Consider the following 16,863-nt stretch of genomic DNA (forward strand, 5'->3'; position numbering starts at 1 on the left):
ACGACGTGCCGGGCGACGCGCGGGCGACGCTGGGCGACGAGCCGGGCGACGTGCGGGCGATTCCCAGCGCGGTCCGCGCTCACGGCGGTAGGGTCGGGCGGGTGAGCACCCCCCGCCGCCTCGCACGCCTCACCGCGGCGCTGTCGGCCGTGCTCGTGCTCGCCGGCTGCTTCGCCGCTCCCCCGGCGCCGACCAGGGTCGACCGCACGCTGCCCGAGCCGCCCGCAACCGAGTTCTCCCCCGGCCTCATCGTGAGCGACGACGCCTTCTACAACAGCGACGCGATGGACGAGGGCGAGATCCAGGACTTCCTCGAGCAGGTGCCGTGCCGGGCCGACATCGGCATCGACTGCCTCGCCGAGCACGCCGAGACGACGACCACGCAGCCCGCCGTCGGCGGCAGGCACTGCGCCGAGTACCGCGGCGCCGATGACGAGCCCGCGAGCCGCATCATCGCGAAGGTCGCCGAGGCCTGCGGCATCAGCCCGCGCACCCTGCTCGTGCTGCTGCAGAAGGAGCAGTCGCTGCTCACGCGCCCGACCGCCGACGGATACCTGCGCGCGACCGGCTACGCCTGCCCCGACACGGCCGACTGCGACCAGAAGTACTTCGGGTTCTTCAACCAGGTGTACAACGCGGCCTGGCAGTTCCGGCAGTACACCGAGCATCCCGAACGCCGCTACATGATCGGCGCGACCGACGTCGGCTACCACCCCGACGCCGCGTGCGGGGCGAGCACGGTCGAGATCCGCAATCAGGCCACCGCGAACCTCTACAACTACACGCCGTACCAGCCCAACGCGGCCACGCTCGCGGACCCCGAGGGCGGCGACGGATGCGGCGCCTACGGCAACCTCAACTTCTGGCGGCTCTGGCACCGCTGGTTCGGCGACCCGACGGCCGAGCGCTACCCGGCGTTCTTCGAACCGTGCACGCGGCTCGTCGGCGGGCACTCCTGCCCCGTCGAGCCCACCCTCCCGGCGGTCACCGGCTGATCGCCGCCGGTCAGCGGGCGGATGCCTCGGCCTCGTGGTGCACCGGAAAGGCGACGGATGCCGCGATGAAGCACTTGCGCGCGGCCTCCGCGTGGATCTCCTGTGCGAGGTCGACCATCGCGGGGTCGGCGACCACGACGCGCGGACGCAGCGTGACCTCGCGGAACGCGCCGCCGCCGCGCCCGTCCTCGAGCATGACGCCGGTCGCGGCATCCGTGTAGCCCACGACGACCACGCCGTGCAGGGTCGCGACGTGCAGGTAGGAGAGCATGTGGCACTGGCTGAGGGCGCCGAGCAGCAGCTCCTCGGGGTTCCAGCGCTCGGCGTCGCCGTGGAACACCCAGTCGCTCGAACCCTCGATGACGTGCGCCTTGCCCGCCGCCCGCAGCAGGTGGTCGCGGCCGTAGTCGCGGTATCCCGTAGTGCCGCCCTCGCGGGCGCCCGTCCACTCCAGGTCGACGGCGTAGGCGTGTTCGCCGAGCATCATGCGGCTCCGTTCCTCGTTCTCCGGGCTGCGCGGCCGGGGCGATCCCGGTCGGGTTCCACGCTAGCCCGAGGCATCCGGATGTCGCGGGCGAACGCCCCGCATGCTCGTCGGATCGCCCGCGGGCGGCGGTCGCTCGGCGCTAGTCTTGAAGGCATCATGACTGACATCCAGACACCCGCAGAGACCAAGGCCGCACCCGTCTACTCGGTGCCGCAGGAGCGCCGCATCGTCACGGCGATCCCCGGCCCGAAGTCGCGAGAACTGCACGAGCGACGCGTCAAGGTCGTCTCCGCCGGCGTCTCGTCGGCGCTGCCCGTCTACATCGAACGCGCCAACGGCGCGGTGCTCGTCGACGTCGACGGCAACCGGTTCCTCGACTTCGGCGCCGGCATCGGCGTGACGACGATCGGCCACACCGAGGCATCCGTCGTCGAGGCGGCCGCGGCCCAGCTGCAGGACGTCATCCACACGCTCTTCACGATCACGCCCTACGAGGAGTACGTGCGCGTCGCCGAGCTCCTCGCCGAGCACACGCCCGGCAACCACGAGAAGCGCAGCGTGCTCGTGAACTCGGGTGCCGAGGCCGTCGAGAACGGCGTCAAGATCGCCCGCAAGCACACCGGCCGACGCGCCGTCGCCGTGCTCGACCACGCCTACCACGGCCGCACCAACCTCACGATGGCGATGAACTACAAGGCGCACCCGTATGCCACGGGCTTCGGGCCGTTCGCCGGCGACGTCTACCACGCGCCGAGCTCCTACCCCTACCGCGACGGCCTCTCGGGCGCCGACGCCGCGGCCCGCACCATCGCCTACCTCGAGAAGGCCGTCGGGGCGAGCGACCTCGCGTGCCTCGTGGTCGAGCCGATCCAGGGCGAGGGCGGGTTCATGGTGCCCGCCGAGGGCTTCCTCACGACCCTGCAGTCGTGGTGCACCGAGCACGGCGTCGTCATGATCGCCGACGAGATCCAGTCGGGCATGGCGCGCACGGGCCGCTGGTTCGCGAGCGAGCACTTCGGCTGGGTCCCCGATCTCGTGCTCTCCGCCAAGGGCATCGCGGGCGGCCTGCCGCTCGCCGGCGTCACCGGGCGGGCCGAGATCATGGATTCCGCGCACGCGGGCGGCCTCGGCGGCACCTTCGGCGGCAATCCGGTCGCGTGCGCCGCGGCCGTCGCCGTGTTCGAGTCCATCGAGGCCAACGGACTCCTCGACGAGGCGACGCGCATCGGCGCGACGCTCACGGCCGGCCTCGAGCGGCTCAAGGAGCGCTACGACATCATCGGCGACATCCGCGGCATGGGCGCGATGATCGCGATCGAGCTCGTGCAGCCCGGCACCGGCGCGACCACGAAGGCGCCGAACCCCGAGGCGGTGAGCTCGCTCGTCGCGTTCGCGGCCCAGCAGGGCGTGCTGCTCCTCAGCGCGGGCACCAACGGCAACGTGCTGCGGTTCCTCCCGAGCCTCGCGATGAGCGACGACCTCGTCGCCGATGCCCTGCACGTGCTCGACGACGGCTTCGCGGCACTCGGTTGATCCGGTGACCGGTACCTTCTCCATCTCCGACGCCGTCCAACTCGCCGTGGTCGAACGCAGTGGTTTCACCGAGTCCAGGCACGCCGGCTCCGCCGTCGTGCTCTCCCCCGAGGGCGAGCTCCAGCGCACCCTCGGCGACGTGGCGACGCCCGTCTTCCCCCGCTCCGCGATGAAGCCGTTCCAGGCCGTGGCGGTCATGTCCTCCGGCGTGAACCTGCGCGGCGAGGACGCCGCGATCGCGACCGCCAGCCACGCCGGCACCGCCGCGCACGTCGCGCTCGTGCGCGGGTTGCTCGCGCGCGCCTCGATCCCCGAGTCCGCGCTCGGCTGCCCGCCGGCCGCCCCCCTCGACCAGACCGCGCGCGAGGAGCTCACCCGCTCCGGCGGTGCTCGCGAGCGCGTCTACATGACCTGCTCGGGCAAGCACGCCGCGATGCTGCTCGCCTGCGCGGCGAACGGCTGGCCGCTCGAGGGCTACCTCGATCCGGCGCATCCGCTGCAGAAACGCATCCTCGACGTGCTCGAGCGGCTCACCGGCGAACGGCCCGCCGCCACCGCGCCCGACGGCTGCGGCGCACCCGTGCACGCGATCAGCCTCACCGGCCTCGCTCGCGGCATCCAGAAGATCACGACCGCGGCGCCCTCGTCGCCGTTCGCGCTCTTCCGCGAGGCCGCCGCCCTCACCGAGGGCGTTCGCGAGAACGCGTGGGCGATCGCGGGCCCCGGCCAGCCCGACACCGTCGCGATCGAACGGGTCGGGGTGTTCGCCAAGTTCGGCGCGGAGGGCGTCATGGTGATGACCGCGCCGAACGGCACGACCACGGCGCTCAAGGTCCTCGACGGCTCCTCGCGCGCCTCGACGATCATCGCGCTGCGCCTCCTCGCGAGCGCCGGCGCGATCGACGAGGGCTCGATCGACCGCGTGGCGACCGAGCTCGACCTCTGGATCATGGGCGGCGAACGCCGCGTGGGCGAGATCCGCGCGACGGTCTGACCGAGCGGGCTCCGCCACGACCGGCCGCAGCCGGCTGCAGCGGGGCCCTGCCTGCCCTGCCGTGCTCTGGCCTACCCTGCCTGCCCGGCCCTTGAACGACGGATGCCGCACCGGAACATGCTTCCGGTGCGGCATCCTTTCGTCGTGCCCGCTCGATCAGCCGAGCTTCGCAAGCCGTTTCACGCGCGCGGCCCGCGACACCTGGGCGCCGATCACGAGCACGAGCGCGAAGAGGAACACGGCCGAGGCGATGACGTTCGCCTCGGCGGGAATGCCGCGCGACGCCGAGATGTACACGTACTTCGGGAACGTCGAGACCGACCCCGAGTTGAAGTTCGTGATGATGAAGTCGTCGAAGCTGAGCGCGAACGACAGCAGTGCCGCCGCGACGATGCCGGGCGTGAGCAACGGGAAGGTCACCCGCCAGAACACCTGGGCGGGCGAGCCGTACAGGTCGCGGCCGGCCTCCTCGAGCGCCGGGTCGAGGCTCGACACGCGCGCCTTGACGGTCACCACGACGAAGCTGATGCAGAACATCGTGTGCGCCAGGATGATCGTCGTCATGTCCTTCGGCACGCCCACGGCGAGGAACTGCGCGGCGAGGCCCGCACCGAGCACGACCTCGGGGGTCGCCATCGGCAGGAAGAGCAGCAGGCTGATCACCGAACGGGCGCGGAACCGGTAGCGCACGAGGGCGATCGCGATCATGGTGCCGAGCGTCGTGGCGATGATCGTCGACACCACGCCGATGATCACGCTGTTGGCGAAGGCCTCGCAGACCGCGCCGCCCTCGACGTTGCAGACGTTCAGCCACTTGTCGAAGGTGAACCCGCGCCAGGCGATGTTCGACTTCACGGAGTCGTTGAACGAGAACACGAAGGTGTACGCGATCGGGATCAGCAGGAACACGAAGGCGATGACCGTGTACGCGGGCAGCAGCCACGACCCGAGCCCGACCCGGCGGGGACGCACCGGACCGGTCGGACGCCGGCCGGATTCGGTCTGCTCGCTCTCGGCGAGCCCGCCGAGCACGGCGGCCGCCTGGACTTCTCCGCTCACAGCAGGTCCTCCGTTCCGGAACGCTTGACGTAGATGCCCACGAGCACGAGGATCGCGGCCATCAGGATGATCGACAGCGCCGCGGCCGCCGGATAGTTCAGCAGCACCAGGAAGTTCGCCTCGATCACGTTGCCCATCATCTGCGTGTCGGGCCCGCCGAGGAAGTCCCGGCTGGCGTTGACGTAGTCGCCGGCCGCGGGGATGAAGGTCAGCAGGGTGCCGGCGACGATGCCGGGCATCGACAGCGGGATCGTGATCTTGCGGAACACGGTGAACGGGTGCGCGTACAGGTCGCTGCCCGCCTCGAGGTAGCGCAGGTCGAGGCGTTCGAGGGCCGTGTAGAGCGGCAGGGTCATGAACGGGATGAAGTTGTACGTGAGGCCGAAGATGACCGCGAACGGCGTGCCCGTGAAGTGCGCGTCGGGGCCGAGGAGCGACAGCGCCTTCAACGAGGTGATCACGAACGACTCGTCGGAGAGGATCTGCTTCCAGGCGAGCGTGCGAAGCAGGAAGCTGATGAAGAACGGGGCGATCACGAGCACCAGCATCAGGCTCTGCAGCAGCGGCCAGCGTCGCGCCTTCACGCCGATGAAGTACGCGAGCGGGTAGCTGAACGCGAGCGCGAAGACCGTCGCGGCGAGGGCGTACCCGAACGACCGCAGGATGTGCGGCCAGTACGCGGTCATCACGTCGACGTAGTTCTGCCAGTTGAACGCGTACTGGTACTGGCCGATGTCGCCGAATTCGAGCGGCGCCTGCAACGAGGTGAGCAGCAGCGAGATCAACGGCGTCAGGAAGAACAGCACCAGGTAGAGGATGCCGGGCAGCAGGAGGAGCAGCGCGATGCGGCTCGTCTTGCGTGGTGCCTGGGGCTGGGCCTCCGCGGTCGCGAACGCTGCGAAGGCCATGCTCAGCCCTCCTCGAGCTCGGCGACCAGGTCGTCGCGGCGCTGCGCCGCGATCGAGGTCGTCGAATCGTCGGGTGCGAACCGCTGCGCCTCGACGGCGCCGTCGTCGAGGCCGAAGCCGTGCTCGACGAGCCAGCTCGTGTACACCTCGTCGCCGACGCCCACGCTCGGGCCCGAACCGGTGTTCTGCGCGAACACGAGGATGGTGCCGTGACCGGGGACGTCGACCATGTACTGCGTGCTCACGCCCGAGAAGGAGACGTCGAGCACGCGGCCGGGGCCGACCACGTTGCGCTCGGCCGAATCGACCGGCCGCTCGGTGTGCAGCGAGACCTTCTCGGGTCGCACGCCCACGGTGACCGCACCGTTGTGGCGGTGCGCCCTGGCCTTCGGGACGATGAGACGTGCCGTGCCGACGTCGACCGTGATCGCGGTGTCGGTCGCGCCGGCGACCTCACCCGCGAAGAGGTTGGACTGCCCGAGGAAGTTCGCGACGAACGCCGTCTTCGGCAGGTCGTACAGCTCTTCGGGGGCGCCCATCTGCTCGATGGCCCCCTTGTTCATGACCGCGACGGTGTCGGCCATGGTCATGGCCTCCTCCTGGTCGTGGGTCACGTGCAGGAAGGTGAGGCCGACCTCTTCTTGGATGGTCTTCAGCTCGAGCTGCATCTGACGGCGCAGCTTGAGGTCGAGCGCGCCGAGCGGCTCGTCGAGCAGCAGCAGCGCCGGGCGGTTCACGATCGCCCGCGCGAGGGCCACGCGCTGCTGCTGACCGCCGGACAGCTGCTGCGGGCGGCGCTGGGCGAGGTGATCGAGCTCGACCAGCTTGAGCGCCTCGTGCGCCTTGACGAGCGGGTCGCCGATGCGCCGGCGCTTCAGCCCGAACGCGACGTTCTCGATGATGCTCATGTGCGGGAACAGCGCGTAGCTCTGGAACACCGTGTTCACGGGACGCTCGTGCGACCGGGTGGCCGTCACGTCCTTGCCGCCGATGAGGATGCGTCCCTGCGTCGGCTCCTCGAGCCCCGCCACGAGCCGGAGCGTCGTGGTCTTGCCGCAGCCCGACGGGCCGAGGAGGGCGAAGAACGACCCGGCGGGGATCTTGAGATCGAGGTCTTGGATCGCCGTGAAGCCGGGGAACCGCTTCTGGATGCCGACGAGCTCGAGGTCTGCGCCCCGCTCGGCGAATTCGCGCACTGCCATGATGTCGCCCTCTCTCAGGCGCCGAGCAGGATGCTCTGGAACTGCGCCTGGTACTTCTGCTCTTCGGCGCCGGTGAGGGTGCGGAAGATGTGCGCGTTCGACAGGGTCTCCTCGTTCGGGAAGATGAGCTGGTTCTCGGCGAGCTCGGGGTCGATCGCCTCGGCCGCCTCCTTCGCGCCGACCACGGGGGTGATGTAGTTCACCCAGGCGGCGACCTCGGCAGCGACCTCGGGCTCGTAGTAGTAGTTCATGAGCGTCTCGGCGTTCGTCTTGCGCGTGGATCCGACGGGCACGAGGAAGTTGTCGTTCCAGAGGGTTCCGCCGGCGTCGGGGATCGCGAACTCCCACTTGTCGCCGGCCTCGGCGTTGATGACCGTGATGTCGCCCGACCAGCAGATCGCGGCGAGCGTGTCGCCGCTCTTCAGGTCTTCGAGGTAGGCGTTGCCCTTGATGTTGCGCACCTGGCCGCTCTCGACCTGCTCGGTGAGCACGTCGATGGCCGCGTCGAACTCCGCGTCGCCCCAGTCGCCGGCGATGTCGACGCCGTTCTGCAGCATGATGAGCCCCATCGTGTCGCGCATCTCGGAGAGCACGCCGACCCGGCCCTTCAGCTCGGAGGACCAGAGGTCCTCGACCGAGGCGAGGCCGTCGGGGAAGGCCTCCTTGTTCCAGCAGATGCCGGCGAACCCGCCCTGCCACGGGAGGGAGAAGGCGCGGCCCTTGTCGAAGTCGGGGTCGCGCAGCGCCGGGTTGAGGTTGGCGATGTTCGGGATGTTGTCGTGGTTCAGTTCCTGCGTGTAGCCGAACCGGATCCAGCGGCTGACCATCCAGTCGGTGAGGCACACGGCGTCGGCGCCGATGTCCTGACCGAGGGCGAGCTGGTCCTTGACCTTGCCGTAGTAGGTGTTGTTGTCGTCGACGGCGACCTCGTAGTTGACCTTGATGCCGGTCTCGGCCTCGAAGGCCTGGAGCGTGGGGTAGTTGCCCGAGTCGTCTTCGTCGATGTAGGCGGCCCAGTTCGCCCAGTTGAGGCTCTTGTCGGTGGCCGAGGAATCCGCCGCCGGGGTCGGCTTCGTCGCCCCGCCGCCTGTGGAGCACGCGGCGAGGGCGAGCGCCGAGGCACCCGCGCCCGCTCCGGCGAGCATCGTGCGGCGGCTCATCTGCGACGCGCGGGCGCGAGCGATGAGAGTTCGGATCATCGGGTCCTGGGGAAGGGGCCGAGAGGTCACGGGTGCTCCATTCGGGTCAGCGACGTTGCCATGGGGTGCGTCGATACTGCCACACTGCGTTGCTCAATTCACGCTTCGGTGTCCGAATCGTTAATTTCTGCGAACTTCTCATTCGGATTCAGCGCCCGGATTGGACATTCAGAGAGGTTTCCGTCGTTTTCCATCTTCGACGCGCCGCGGTGCGCCCGGGATCGACCTGCCAGCACTCCGGATCGGCGTCGTCGAGCAGCGGCGGCAGCGAGATCGCGCCGGTGCGGCCTGCGGACGCGGGGGCGAGCGCCCGGAACTCGCGGAGCCCGCCGTGGACGACGAGCCGGGCCGAGTCGCGCATGCGGCCGCTCAGCGAGTACGCCGACATCCAGGCCTCCGCGTCGCCGATGACGACGGGACGCTCCAGGGCGGCGACGGCCGCGGCGACCTCGCGCTCGCCGCCGGCTGCGAGCAGCGTCGGCTGGAGACCGAGCGCTCGCAGATCGGCGAGGTCTCGTTGCACGGTCGCCGACACCACGGCGACGGATGCCGCGGCGAAGTCGACCGTCTCCGGCTCCGGAACCGCATCGGCGGGCGGCCGCGGCGCGTCCACGATCTGGAGACGACGGCCGCGCCACTGCCCCGCGCCCGGCGGCTCGTCGCGCTGCCAGAGGTCGGCGACGCCGCCCGCGTGCGCGAGCTCCGCTCGCGAGGCGTGCCGCAGGTGCAGCGTCGCGCCGAACAGGTCGCGCAGGCCGCCGCCGAGGCGATGCCCGAGGGCGGCCGACGCGACGACGGAGACGCCGCTGCCGCGGGTCTCGCGGAGCAGCCGTTCGAGCGCGGCGACGGCGGCGTGCCGGTACTCCTCGGGCCACGCCGCGAAGCAGGCGTCGAGGTCGTCGAGGACGAGCAGCCGCCGCCGAGGCGACGAGTCGTGCCCGCCGAGGAGCCCGATGAGGGCGGCCCAGTCGGCACCGCGTCCGTTGCCGAGACGCGTGACCCCGGTCGCCGGCTGCGCGCGCATCGCGGCCTCGATCGCGGCGAGCGCCGTCGAGCGCCCGCTGCCGGGGGCGCCGAGCACGAGCAGCGGCCCGTCATCGCCCGGCGCCCAGGCGGCGACCGAACGGCGCTGGAGGTCGGGTTCGTCGACGAGGCCGAAGGGCACCGCGGATGCCGGGCGGCCCGACCCGCGGGCGTCGGCGCGCGCGGTCTCGGCGTTCGATGCGGTCGTGCGGTGCATGCCGGTGTGCACCCCCTCGGTTCGAGCAGCGGCGCCGACGGACTCCGCCACCGCGTGTGCGAGCTCGTCTGGGCCGAGACGGCGCGGCAGCGGATCGAGCCACGGCCGCCGGACCGGCGGCGCGTCAGTGAACCGCCGGCGCACCGACTCGATCGAGGCCCCGTCGACGAGCGCCGACTGGAACGGCACCGGCGTGCCGTCGCCGCGATCGACGATGCCCCTGCCCGGACGGTCGACCGGGATCTGCGCGGCCTCGTCGGTGCCGACGACGGCGATGCTGTCGGCCCGGTTCATGACGCGGAGGGAGACGCGGATGGGGGCGTTCGCCGTGACCTGGTCGCCGAGCACCCCGTTCGGCCGCTGCGAGGCGAGCACGAGGTGCACGCCGAGGGACCGCCCGCGCGATGCGATGTCGGCGACGACCGCGGCGAGCTCGCGGAAGCGCTGGACCATCGCCTGGAACTCGTCGATCACCACCACGAGCCGGCCGAGCGGCGCGTCGTCGGCGAGGAGGGACATGTCGCGGACCCCGGCCGCGCGCAGCACCCGCTCGCGATGGCGGAGCTCGGCGCGCAGGCTCAGGACGGCTCGCTCGGCCTCGGCCTCCTCGAGGTCGGTCACGATGCCCGCGACATGGGGCAGCGCCGCGACGGGTTCGAAGGCCGCGCCGCCCTTGAAGTCGACGAGCAGGAAGGCGACCCGTTCAGGGGGATGCGCGGCCGCGAGCTGACGGATCCAGGCGAGGAGGAACTCGCTCTTGCCGCTGCCCGTCGTGCCGGCCACGATGGCGTGCGGTCCGTCGGCGACGAGGTCGAGCTCGAGCACCCCCTCGCGGGTCACCCCGAGCGCAGCGCGCAGCGACGCCCTGCTGCGCACGGGCGCGTCGGGCTCCGGCAGGTCGCCGACGGGCACGAGGGCGGGAATGGCGACGGCGCCGACGGCGCCGCTCCGCGCGGCGAATGCACGCGCCTGCTCGGCCCACTCCGCGGCCTGCTCGAGTCCGAGCGTCTCGGGTGCGAGCTCGGCCGGCGCTCCGCCGTCGCCCGCCCGGAGCATCCGGGCCGTTCGGGGCGCGTCGATCTCGATCACGACGCCGAGGCCCGGTGGCAGCGACGACGCCTCCGACGCGAGCGCGACCGTGATCGCGGCCTCGGCGTCGTGGCCGACGCGCGTCGCGCGCGTCGACGGCGTCGCCCCCGGCTTGGTGCACGGCACCGCCTCCACGACCGCGATCGTGCCGGCCCCCGCGTGCGGCAGCATCCCGACCCAGGCCCACGCGGGGGTGTCGGGTGCGGTGAAGGCGACGAGGTCGGGTGCGACGGCGTGTGCGAGCTGCACGAGCACCGCCCGCGCCGCGGCCCGGACGAGCTGGGGCGACCCCACGATGCCGAGTCCGTCGCGGAGGTCGACAATGACGGGCGCGTGCTCGAGGCGCCGCGCGGCGTCGACGGCCGCGCGGTCGCGTTCGTCGACCGGGCTCCCCTCGATGCGGATCGCGCTCTCGACCGCGGCGCTGCCCACGACGACGGGTGCGAGCCGATCGCGGCCCCAGGCCGGCACGCCGCCCTCGCGCGCGAGGGACCTGGCGGGCGGATGCCGCGACCAGAGGTCGGCGGCCTCGTCGAGGTGTCGCAGGCCGATCTGGCGGTGCAGCCGCTCGAAGGCCTCGGCGCGCTCGGCCTCGGCCAGGCGGATCGTGCGCCGCCGCTGTCGACGGGCGTCGAGCATCGTGGCGACGGCGAGGAGCGGCCCGAGGGCGGCGAAGGCGAGCGAGAGGACGGAACCGGTCGCGAACCAGAGCACGAGCGAGGCCGCGACCGGGGCGATCGCCGCGAGGAACGGGAACCCGGGCGATGACGGCGCCGGCGCGACGGGCGGCAGCGTCAGCGGGAGTCGGGTGGTCTCCGGCGGGGCGAAGAGGCGCGTGGACATCGGGCCATGACATCAGGCCGGTGGCGACGGAGCCCGCGCCGTCGCGGCAACGGTGCGCCCGCGGCATCCGCGGCCGTTTGTGGAGGAGGAGTGCGTTCAGCCCACCGTGAACGACTGCTCGGCCATCTCGACGACCGTTCCCCGAGGGACGAGGTAGCGTCGCCCGGGCTCGCAGCGCAGTGCCACGTCGTCGCGCCGCCGGAGGATCGTGCCGTTGCCCGAGAACCGGTCGGCGATCCACAGCGCTTCGTCGTGCACCCCGAACTCGAGATGCGTCTTCGAGACCGACCGGCTCGGATCGGCCACGGTCACGAGGTGGTCGAACGCCTCGCCCGGCTGCGGCAGCGGCCGTCGCCCGACGAGGCCGGTGCCCGACACGATGCGGATCTCGCCCGAGGAGAATCGCAGCACGAATCGGAGCGGGGCGGGCTCGGACGGCGCCGGCTCCTCCGGTCGTCGGGATGCCGCGGGCGCCTCCGCTCCCGCGGGGCCGGACGGCGCGACGGGCTCGACGGCGGCCGCGGGAGCGTCGACGGCCACGCTGACGACACCGCTGTGGCGCAATCCCCGCCCGAGGGACATCGTGTCGCCCGGACGCGCGTCGGGTCGGCGACGCGACTCGGGGGTGGCACTCGTCGAACTGCCGCAGTGCCCGCAGAACATCGCACCGTCGGGCAACGCCGCACCGCAGATGCGACATCTCATTCGCGACCACCTCTCCGGCTGCCAGCGTACCCGCCGAGCGAGGTCAGGGAGACGGCCGCCCGCCACTGCTCGCGCCTCGTGCGCGGCGCGGCGAGCCGCTGCTGCAGGTCGTCGACCGACTGCCACACGCGCTCGTCGTCGCCGGGCGCCGGACCGCTCGGCGCGAACACCGCCCGGTCGACGACCGATGCGAGCACGAGCGGAGCGAGACCGCCCACCGTCGCCGCCTGCTCGGCCCTCGTGGTGCCGGCACGGATCGGATACCCGTAGTCGGCGGCGGTGTCCGCGAACTCGAGCCATCCGCCCTCGATGCGCTCGACCTCGGTCTTCGCGCGCCGGCGCAGGCGGCGACGCCGCAGCTTCGCCACGATCACCGCGAGGAAGGGGCTGGCCAGGAGCGCCGCCGCGAGCACGACGAGGCCGGTGACCGTCAACACGTCGCGCAGCACCGCGATCCACTGCTCGGATTCATCGCGCGGCCCCTCGTCGGCGCGGTCGCCGGCGTCGTCGCCGACGTCGATCCGTGTGCGCTCGGGAGGGGGCGGCAGCGCCGACTGCGGGCGCTCCACGGTCATCGGCTGGTCGGGCTCGCGATCGGGCACGGGCCTCGGCAGCGGGTTCGGGTCCACCGCGATCCACGTGCCGTTCGCGCGTTCGACCTCGATCCACGCCTGGAGGTCGCTCCGCCGGAAGACGGTGACGTCCTCGGATGCCGCGGCATCGCCGGAGCCCGACGCCGCGGCATCCGTCGCCCGATACCCGACCACGACCCGCGCGGGGAACCCGATCTCGCGCGCCATCATCGCCGCGGCGACGGCGTACTGCTCGCCGTCGCCGAGCATCGGCACATCGGTGGCGAGCTGGGTCAGCCGGTCGAGCGCGTGGCCCGACCGGCTCGGGACCTCGCCGTCGGTGCCGTGGCTGATGTAGCCGACGTTCCGCAGCGCCGCGATCGCCGCGGCCAGCCGCTCCCCCTCCGGATCGGAGGCCGGCGCCCACTCGTCGAGCAGGCTCGCGAGCTCGGTCGGCAGCGCGGGCGCCGCCGGGAGCACGCTCGTGCCCGGCCGGAGCGCGCGCACGCTCGCCGGCTCGGCCACGGCCACCGACCACGCCGTGTATCGGTCGCCCCGCTCGAGGCCCGGGGTGACCGCGGCCGTGCCCGTGGTGTCGTTGTAGAAGAACCCGTCGGCGAGGGTCTCGGCGCGCGTTCCGCGGAACTCGATGCGCTCGAGCCGGTCGACGCCGGGCACCCACACGTCGTCGTAGGCGAGCACGTGCACGCCGAGCCGCATCTGCGCGCCGCGCGTGCCCGACTGGTCGAGCCGGTAGGGCACGCGGGTGAAGGTGCCCGAGAGCGACGTGCCGTCGGAGCCGCCCACCGTGTAGACGACGCCGTCGTAGGTGTCCATGGTCGCGACCCGCAGCCCGGCGCCCGGCGAGAGCCCGGTGACCTCGAGCATCGCCTCGTCGGCGGTCTCCGGCGCGAAGGCGGCGCGGAACGCGGCCAACGGGCTCTCGTGGTCGCGCGGTTCGAACGGCGGCTGCACCTCCGAACGGATCACCGTCCGGGCCTGCACGGGCGCGAGCGTCGCCGTCGCCGTCGCGCCCACGAGCGCGACCGCGAGGATCACGGATGCCCCGAGCACGCGTCGCGCGTCGGCGAGGGCGTGCTCCATGCCGCCGCGTCCGACGGCCGCGCGGCGGTCGGCGACGGCGACGAACGCCATCCACGCGACGACCGCGACGAGGAAGGCCAGGCCGCCCGTCAGCGCGAAGGCGCCGTGCACGACGCCGAGGAGGATGCCGGCGGCCATGAGTCCCGCCGGGGGCAGCACCGCGAGCACCGGATGCCGCGTGCGGAACGCGATCGTGACCGCAGCCGTCGAGGCGACCAGCCCGAGCAGGAACGGCGGAACGAGGAGCGCCTGGTACGAGCCGACGGGCACGCTGATGGTCACGAGCTGCTTCCACGACAGCGCGGTGGCGGTGATGAGCTCGAGGATGCCTTGCGGCGTCGGGAGCACGCCCGCCACCGCCTGGGACGGCACCGCCGCCGGCACGCCGAGCACGAGGAAGGCGACCGCGATCGCGACGAGCACCGCCCACGTCGGCCACGAGCGCCGCGCCCCGATGAGCGCGATCGCCGTGCCCGCCGCGATCGCGACGGCCGCGGCGACGATGAAGCCCCAACTCTCGTACACGGGCCACCACGGGATCATGGCGGCGCCGAGCGCGACGACGAGCAGGAGCACCGCGACGGTCGCGCCGACCGGCGAACCGCCGACGACCGGGCCCGTGCGCGCGCTCATGCGACGGAGGCCGTTCGCGCGAGCATCGCCCGGAGGTCCTCGAGGTATCCGATGCCGAAGACGGTGAACCCGGCGACGGTGCGCGCCGTGGCCTCCCCCTCCGGCGAGCACCGGACGGCGATCGTCTCGACGCCGCCGGGCAGCTTCGACGCCGCCGCGCGGAGCTCGGTGACCGCGCGCGCCGTGCCGGTCACGAGGAAGGCGAGGGAGACGCCGGGCATGGCCTCGGCGGCGGCCCTGGAGACATCCGCCAACGTGGTGGCTCGGGCGTCGCGCTCGATCGTGCAGAGCGCATCGAGGAGCCGGTCGCGGGTCACGGTCGGGAGCTCGCGCATCGCGGATGCCGCGCCTGCGCGCCCGCCTTCGCCCACACGCCCGGACACCACGAACGAGACGGTCCTGGCGTCACGGATGGCGCGTGCCCCGACGGATGCCGCGGCGCTCACGGCGAGCTCGAACTCCGCCTCGTCGACGTAGGCCTCGGGATCGAGGTCGAGCACGACCACGAGCCGGCTCCGGCGGGTCTCCTCGAACTGGCGGACCATGAAGGTGCCGGTCTTCGCCGAGCTCTTCCAGTGGATGAAGCGCCGGTCGTCGCCGGGGAGGTACTCGCGGAGGGCGTGGAAGGCGATGTCGCTCGCCGTCAGGTCGCGCGTCGGCGAGCCCTCCAGGTCGCGGATGAACCCCGAGCTCAGCGCCGCGATCGCGACCGTGCGCGGATGCACCCGCAGTTCGACGGTCTGCGACCAGACGATCTCGCGGCGCATGAGCCCGAGCGGATCCGCCCGCACCGTGCGGGTCGGCCCCACCTGCACGAGCCCGCGTCGCTCGGCGGGCACGCGGAAGCTGCGCTCGAAGGACCCGCCGCGGGGTATGGCGGGCAGCGCCCACTCGATCGTGCGGGCGCCCACCGGCAGTTCGAGCCGCACGCCGCCCCACCGGCGCGGACCGGGATTGGACGCGACGAGCCTCGCGTTCGCGGGCTCGCCGACGACGACCCGCGAGACCGGGAGCGTGAGGTCCACGCTCGACGCACCGCGGCCGAACAGCCACGCCGACGCGGCGACCGCCACGATGAGCAGCCCCGATCCGAGGGCGATCGCCTCGACCCACCCCCACATGAACCCGACCACGAGGGCGAACAGCCCGCCCGCGATCGTCATCCACCCGCGCGCGGTGACGACCGAACCGACCTGCGCCTGCCACCGGCCGAACGTGGACGCCGCGCCGGCGACCCCGCGCACGAGATGCGCGATGAGCGCGGCGAGCACCCCCTCGCGCCGAGCGTCCTCGGGCATGGTGGTGCGGGTCGGGGTGAGGCTCACACCGCTTGCCTCGTCGACGGGGGCGGCGTCTCGATGAGCACCTGCGAGACGAGGTTCGAGGCGGTGACCCCGTCGAACTCCGCCTCGGCGTCGAGGATCAGCCGGTGCGCGAGCACGGGCTCGGCGAGCGCCTTGACGTCGTCGGGGACCACGTAGTGCCGACCCCGTCCGGCGGCGTGCGTCTTCGCGGCGCGGATCAGCGCCAGCGCACCGCGCACGCTGACCCCGAGGCGCACCTCCCGCGCGGTCCGCGTGGCGTCCACGAGCCGTGCGACGTAGTCGTGGATCGTGGGGTCGACGAAGACGGTGCGGGCCGACGCGGCCATCGCGACGATCTCCTCGCCGTCGAGCTGCGCCGCGATCTGGTGCCCGTGCGCGCGCTGGTCGGCGCCCTCCAGGATCCGGATCGTCGACGCGTGGTCGGGGTAGCCGATCGAGGTGCGCATGAGGAACCGGTCGAGCTGCGCCTCCGGCAGGCGGTACGTGCCGGCCTGCTCGACCGGATTCTGCGTGGCGATGACCATGAACGGATGCCCCACCGCGTGCGTCTGCCCGTCGACGGTGACCTGCCCCTCCTCCATGACCTCCAGGAGGGCCGACTGCGTCTTCGGGCTCGCGCGGTTGATCTCGTCGGCGAGGACGATGCTCGCGAACACCGGCCCCGGGTGGAACTCGAACCGGCCGCTGCGCTGGTCGTAGACGGTGACGCCGGTGATGTCGCCCGGCAGCAGGTCGGGGGTGAACTGCACCCGGTTGCTCGTGCCCTTGACCGACTGCGCCATGGCGCGTGCGAGCGACGTCTTGCCGGTGCCCGGCACGTCGTCGAGCAGCAGGTGCCCTTCGCTCAGCAGCGCGGTGAACGCGAGGCGCACCACGCGGTTCTTGCCGAGCAGCACCTCTTCGACCGCGCCGACGAGCCGGTCGAGGTTCGCGGCGAAGCTCGAGGCCTCTTCGGGCGTCATCGTCATTCTGGCT

13 protein-coding genes and 1 pseudogene are annotated in these 16,863 nt (G+C 72.4%); 3 read left to right on the forward strand and 11 right to left on the reverse strand.

Annotation, left to right across the window (positions count from 1 at the left end):
- Positions 1-101 precede the first annotated feature (101 nt).
- Complete coding sequence (locus GQQ92_RS15040) at positions 102-995, forward strand: hypothetical protein (protein ID WP_157000118.1); 894 nt, start codon at positions 102-104, stop codon at positions 993-995.
- A 10-nt stretch (positions 996-1,005) separates the two neighbouring features.
- On the opposite strand, the gene GQQ92_RS15045 is transcribed toward GQQ92_RS15040, so the two are convergent.
- Positions 1,006-1,479, reverse strand: coding sequence for an OsmC family protein (locus GQQ92_RS15045; RefSeq protein ID WP_157000162.1), 474 nt, complete (start codon positions 1,477-1,479; stop codon positions 1,006-1,008).
- Between the two features lie 159 nt (positions 1,480-1,638).
- Between GQQ92_RS15045 and gabT the strand changes: the two genes are divergently transcribed.
- A complete protein-coding gene (gabT, locus tag GQQ92_RS15050; RefSeq protein ID WP_157000119.1) occupies positions 1,639-3,015 on the forward strand; it encodes a 4-aminobutyrate--2-oxoglutarate transaminase in 1,377 nt (458 codons plus the stop codon).
- Positions 3,016-3,019: 4 nt separating this feature from the next.
- Positions 3,020-4,009 carry an asparaginase gene (locus GQQ92_RS15055; protein WP_232057732.1) on the forward strand — a complete coding sequence of 330 codons (990 nt, stop codon included), beginning with the start codon at positions 3,020-3,022 and terminating at the stop codon, positions 4,007-4,009.
- A gap of 156 nt (positions 4,010-4,165) precedes the next feature.
- Here GQQ92_RS15055 and GQQ92_RS15060 read toward each other — a convergent pair whose 3' ends face one another.
- From GQQ92_RS15060 to GQQ92_RS15100, 10 genes and pseudogenes are all read right to left on the reverse strand, one after another.
- Positions 4,166-4,981, reverse strand: coding sequence for an ABC transporter permease (locus tag GQQ92_RS15060; protein ID WP_372493421.1), 816 nt, complete (start codon positions 4,979-4,981; stop codon positions 4,166-4,168).
- Positions 4,982-5,064: 83 nt separating this feature from the next.
- Positions 5,065-5,976, reverse strand: a complete 912-nt coding sequence (locus GQQ92_RS15065) for an ABC transporter permease (RefSeq protein WP_157000121.1) — start codon at positions 5,974-5,976, stop codon at positions 5,065-5,067.
- A gap of 2 nt (positions 5,977-5,978) precedes the next feature.
- Positions 5,979-7,178, reverse strand: a complete 1,200-nt coding sequence (locus GQQ92_RS15070) for an ABC transporter ATP-binding protein (RefSeq protein ID WP_157000122.1) — start codon at positions 7,176-7,178, stop codon at positions 5,979-5,981.
- A gap of 14 nt (positions 7,179-7,192) precedes the next feature.
- Positions 7,193-8,377 carry an ABC transporter substrate-binding protein gene (locus GQQ92_RS15075; protein WP_157000123.1) on the reverse strand — a complete coding sequence of 395 codons (1,185 nt, stop codon included), beginning with the start codon at positions 8,375-8,377 and terminating at the stop codon, positions 7,193-7,195.
- A 148-nt stretch (positions 8,378-8,525) separates the two neighbouring features.
- Positions 8,526-11,549, reverse strand: coding sequence for an FtsK/SpoIIIE domain-containing protein (locus GQQ92_RS15080; protein WP_157000124.1), 3,024 nt, complete (start codon positions 11,547-11,549; stop codon positions 8,526-8,528).
- 96 nt (positions 11,550-11,645) lie between these two features.
- Positions 11,646-12,089 carry an FHA domain-containing protein gene (locus GQQ92_RS15085; RefSeq protein ID WP_232057733.1) on the reverse strand — a complete coding sequence of 148 codons (444 nt, stop codon included), beginning with the start codon at positions 12,087-12,089 and terminating at the stop codon, positions 11,646-11,648.
- Between the two features lie 102 nt (positions 12,090-12,191).
- Positions 12,192-12,254, reverse strand: a pseudogene (locus tag GQQ92_RS17000) (zinc-ribbon domain-containing protein); the annotation flags it as partial.
- Positions 12,251-14,563, reverse strand: a complete 2,313-nt coding sequence (locus GQQ92_RS15090) for a DUF3488 and transglutaminase-like domain-containing protein (RefSeq protein ID WP_157000126.1) — start codon at positions 14,561-14,563, stop codon at positions 12,251-12,253. The pseudogene GQQ92_RS17000 and the gene GQQ92_RS15090, both read right to left, overlap by 4 nt.
- Positions 14,560-15,888: a DUF58 domain-containing protein gene (locus GQQ92_RS15095; RefSeq protein ID WP_157000127.1), complete on the reverse strand. Its 1,329-nt coding sequence runs from the start codon at positions 15,886-15,888 to the stop codon at positions 14,560-14,562. Before GQQ92_RS15095 ends, GQQ92_RS15090 begins: the two co-directional genes overlap by 4 nt.
- On the reverse strand, positions 15,885-16,856 hold the full coding sequence (locus GQQ92_RS15100; RefSeq protein WP_157000128.1) for an AAA family ATPase: 972 nt from the start codon (positions 16,854-16,856) through the stop codon (positions 15,885-15,887). Before GQQ92_RS15100 ends, GQQ92_RS15095 begins: the two co-directional genes overlap by 4 nt.
- Between the last annotated feature and the right edge of the window lie 7 nt (positions 16,857-16,863).

The organism is Agromyces terreus, assembly GCF_009749465.1.
GTDB lineage: Bacteria > Actinomycetota > Actinomycetes > Actinomycetales > Microbacteriaceae > Agromyces > Agromyces terreus.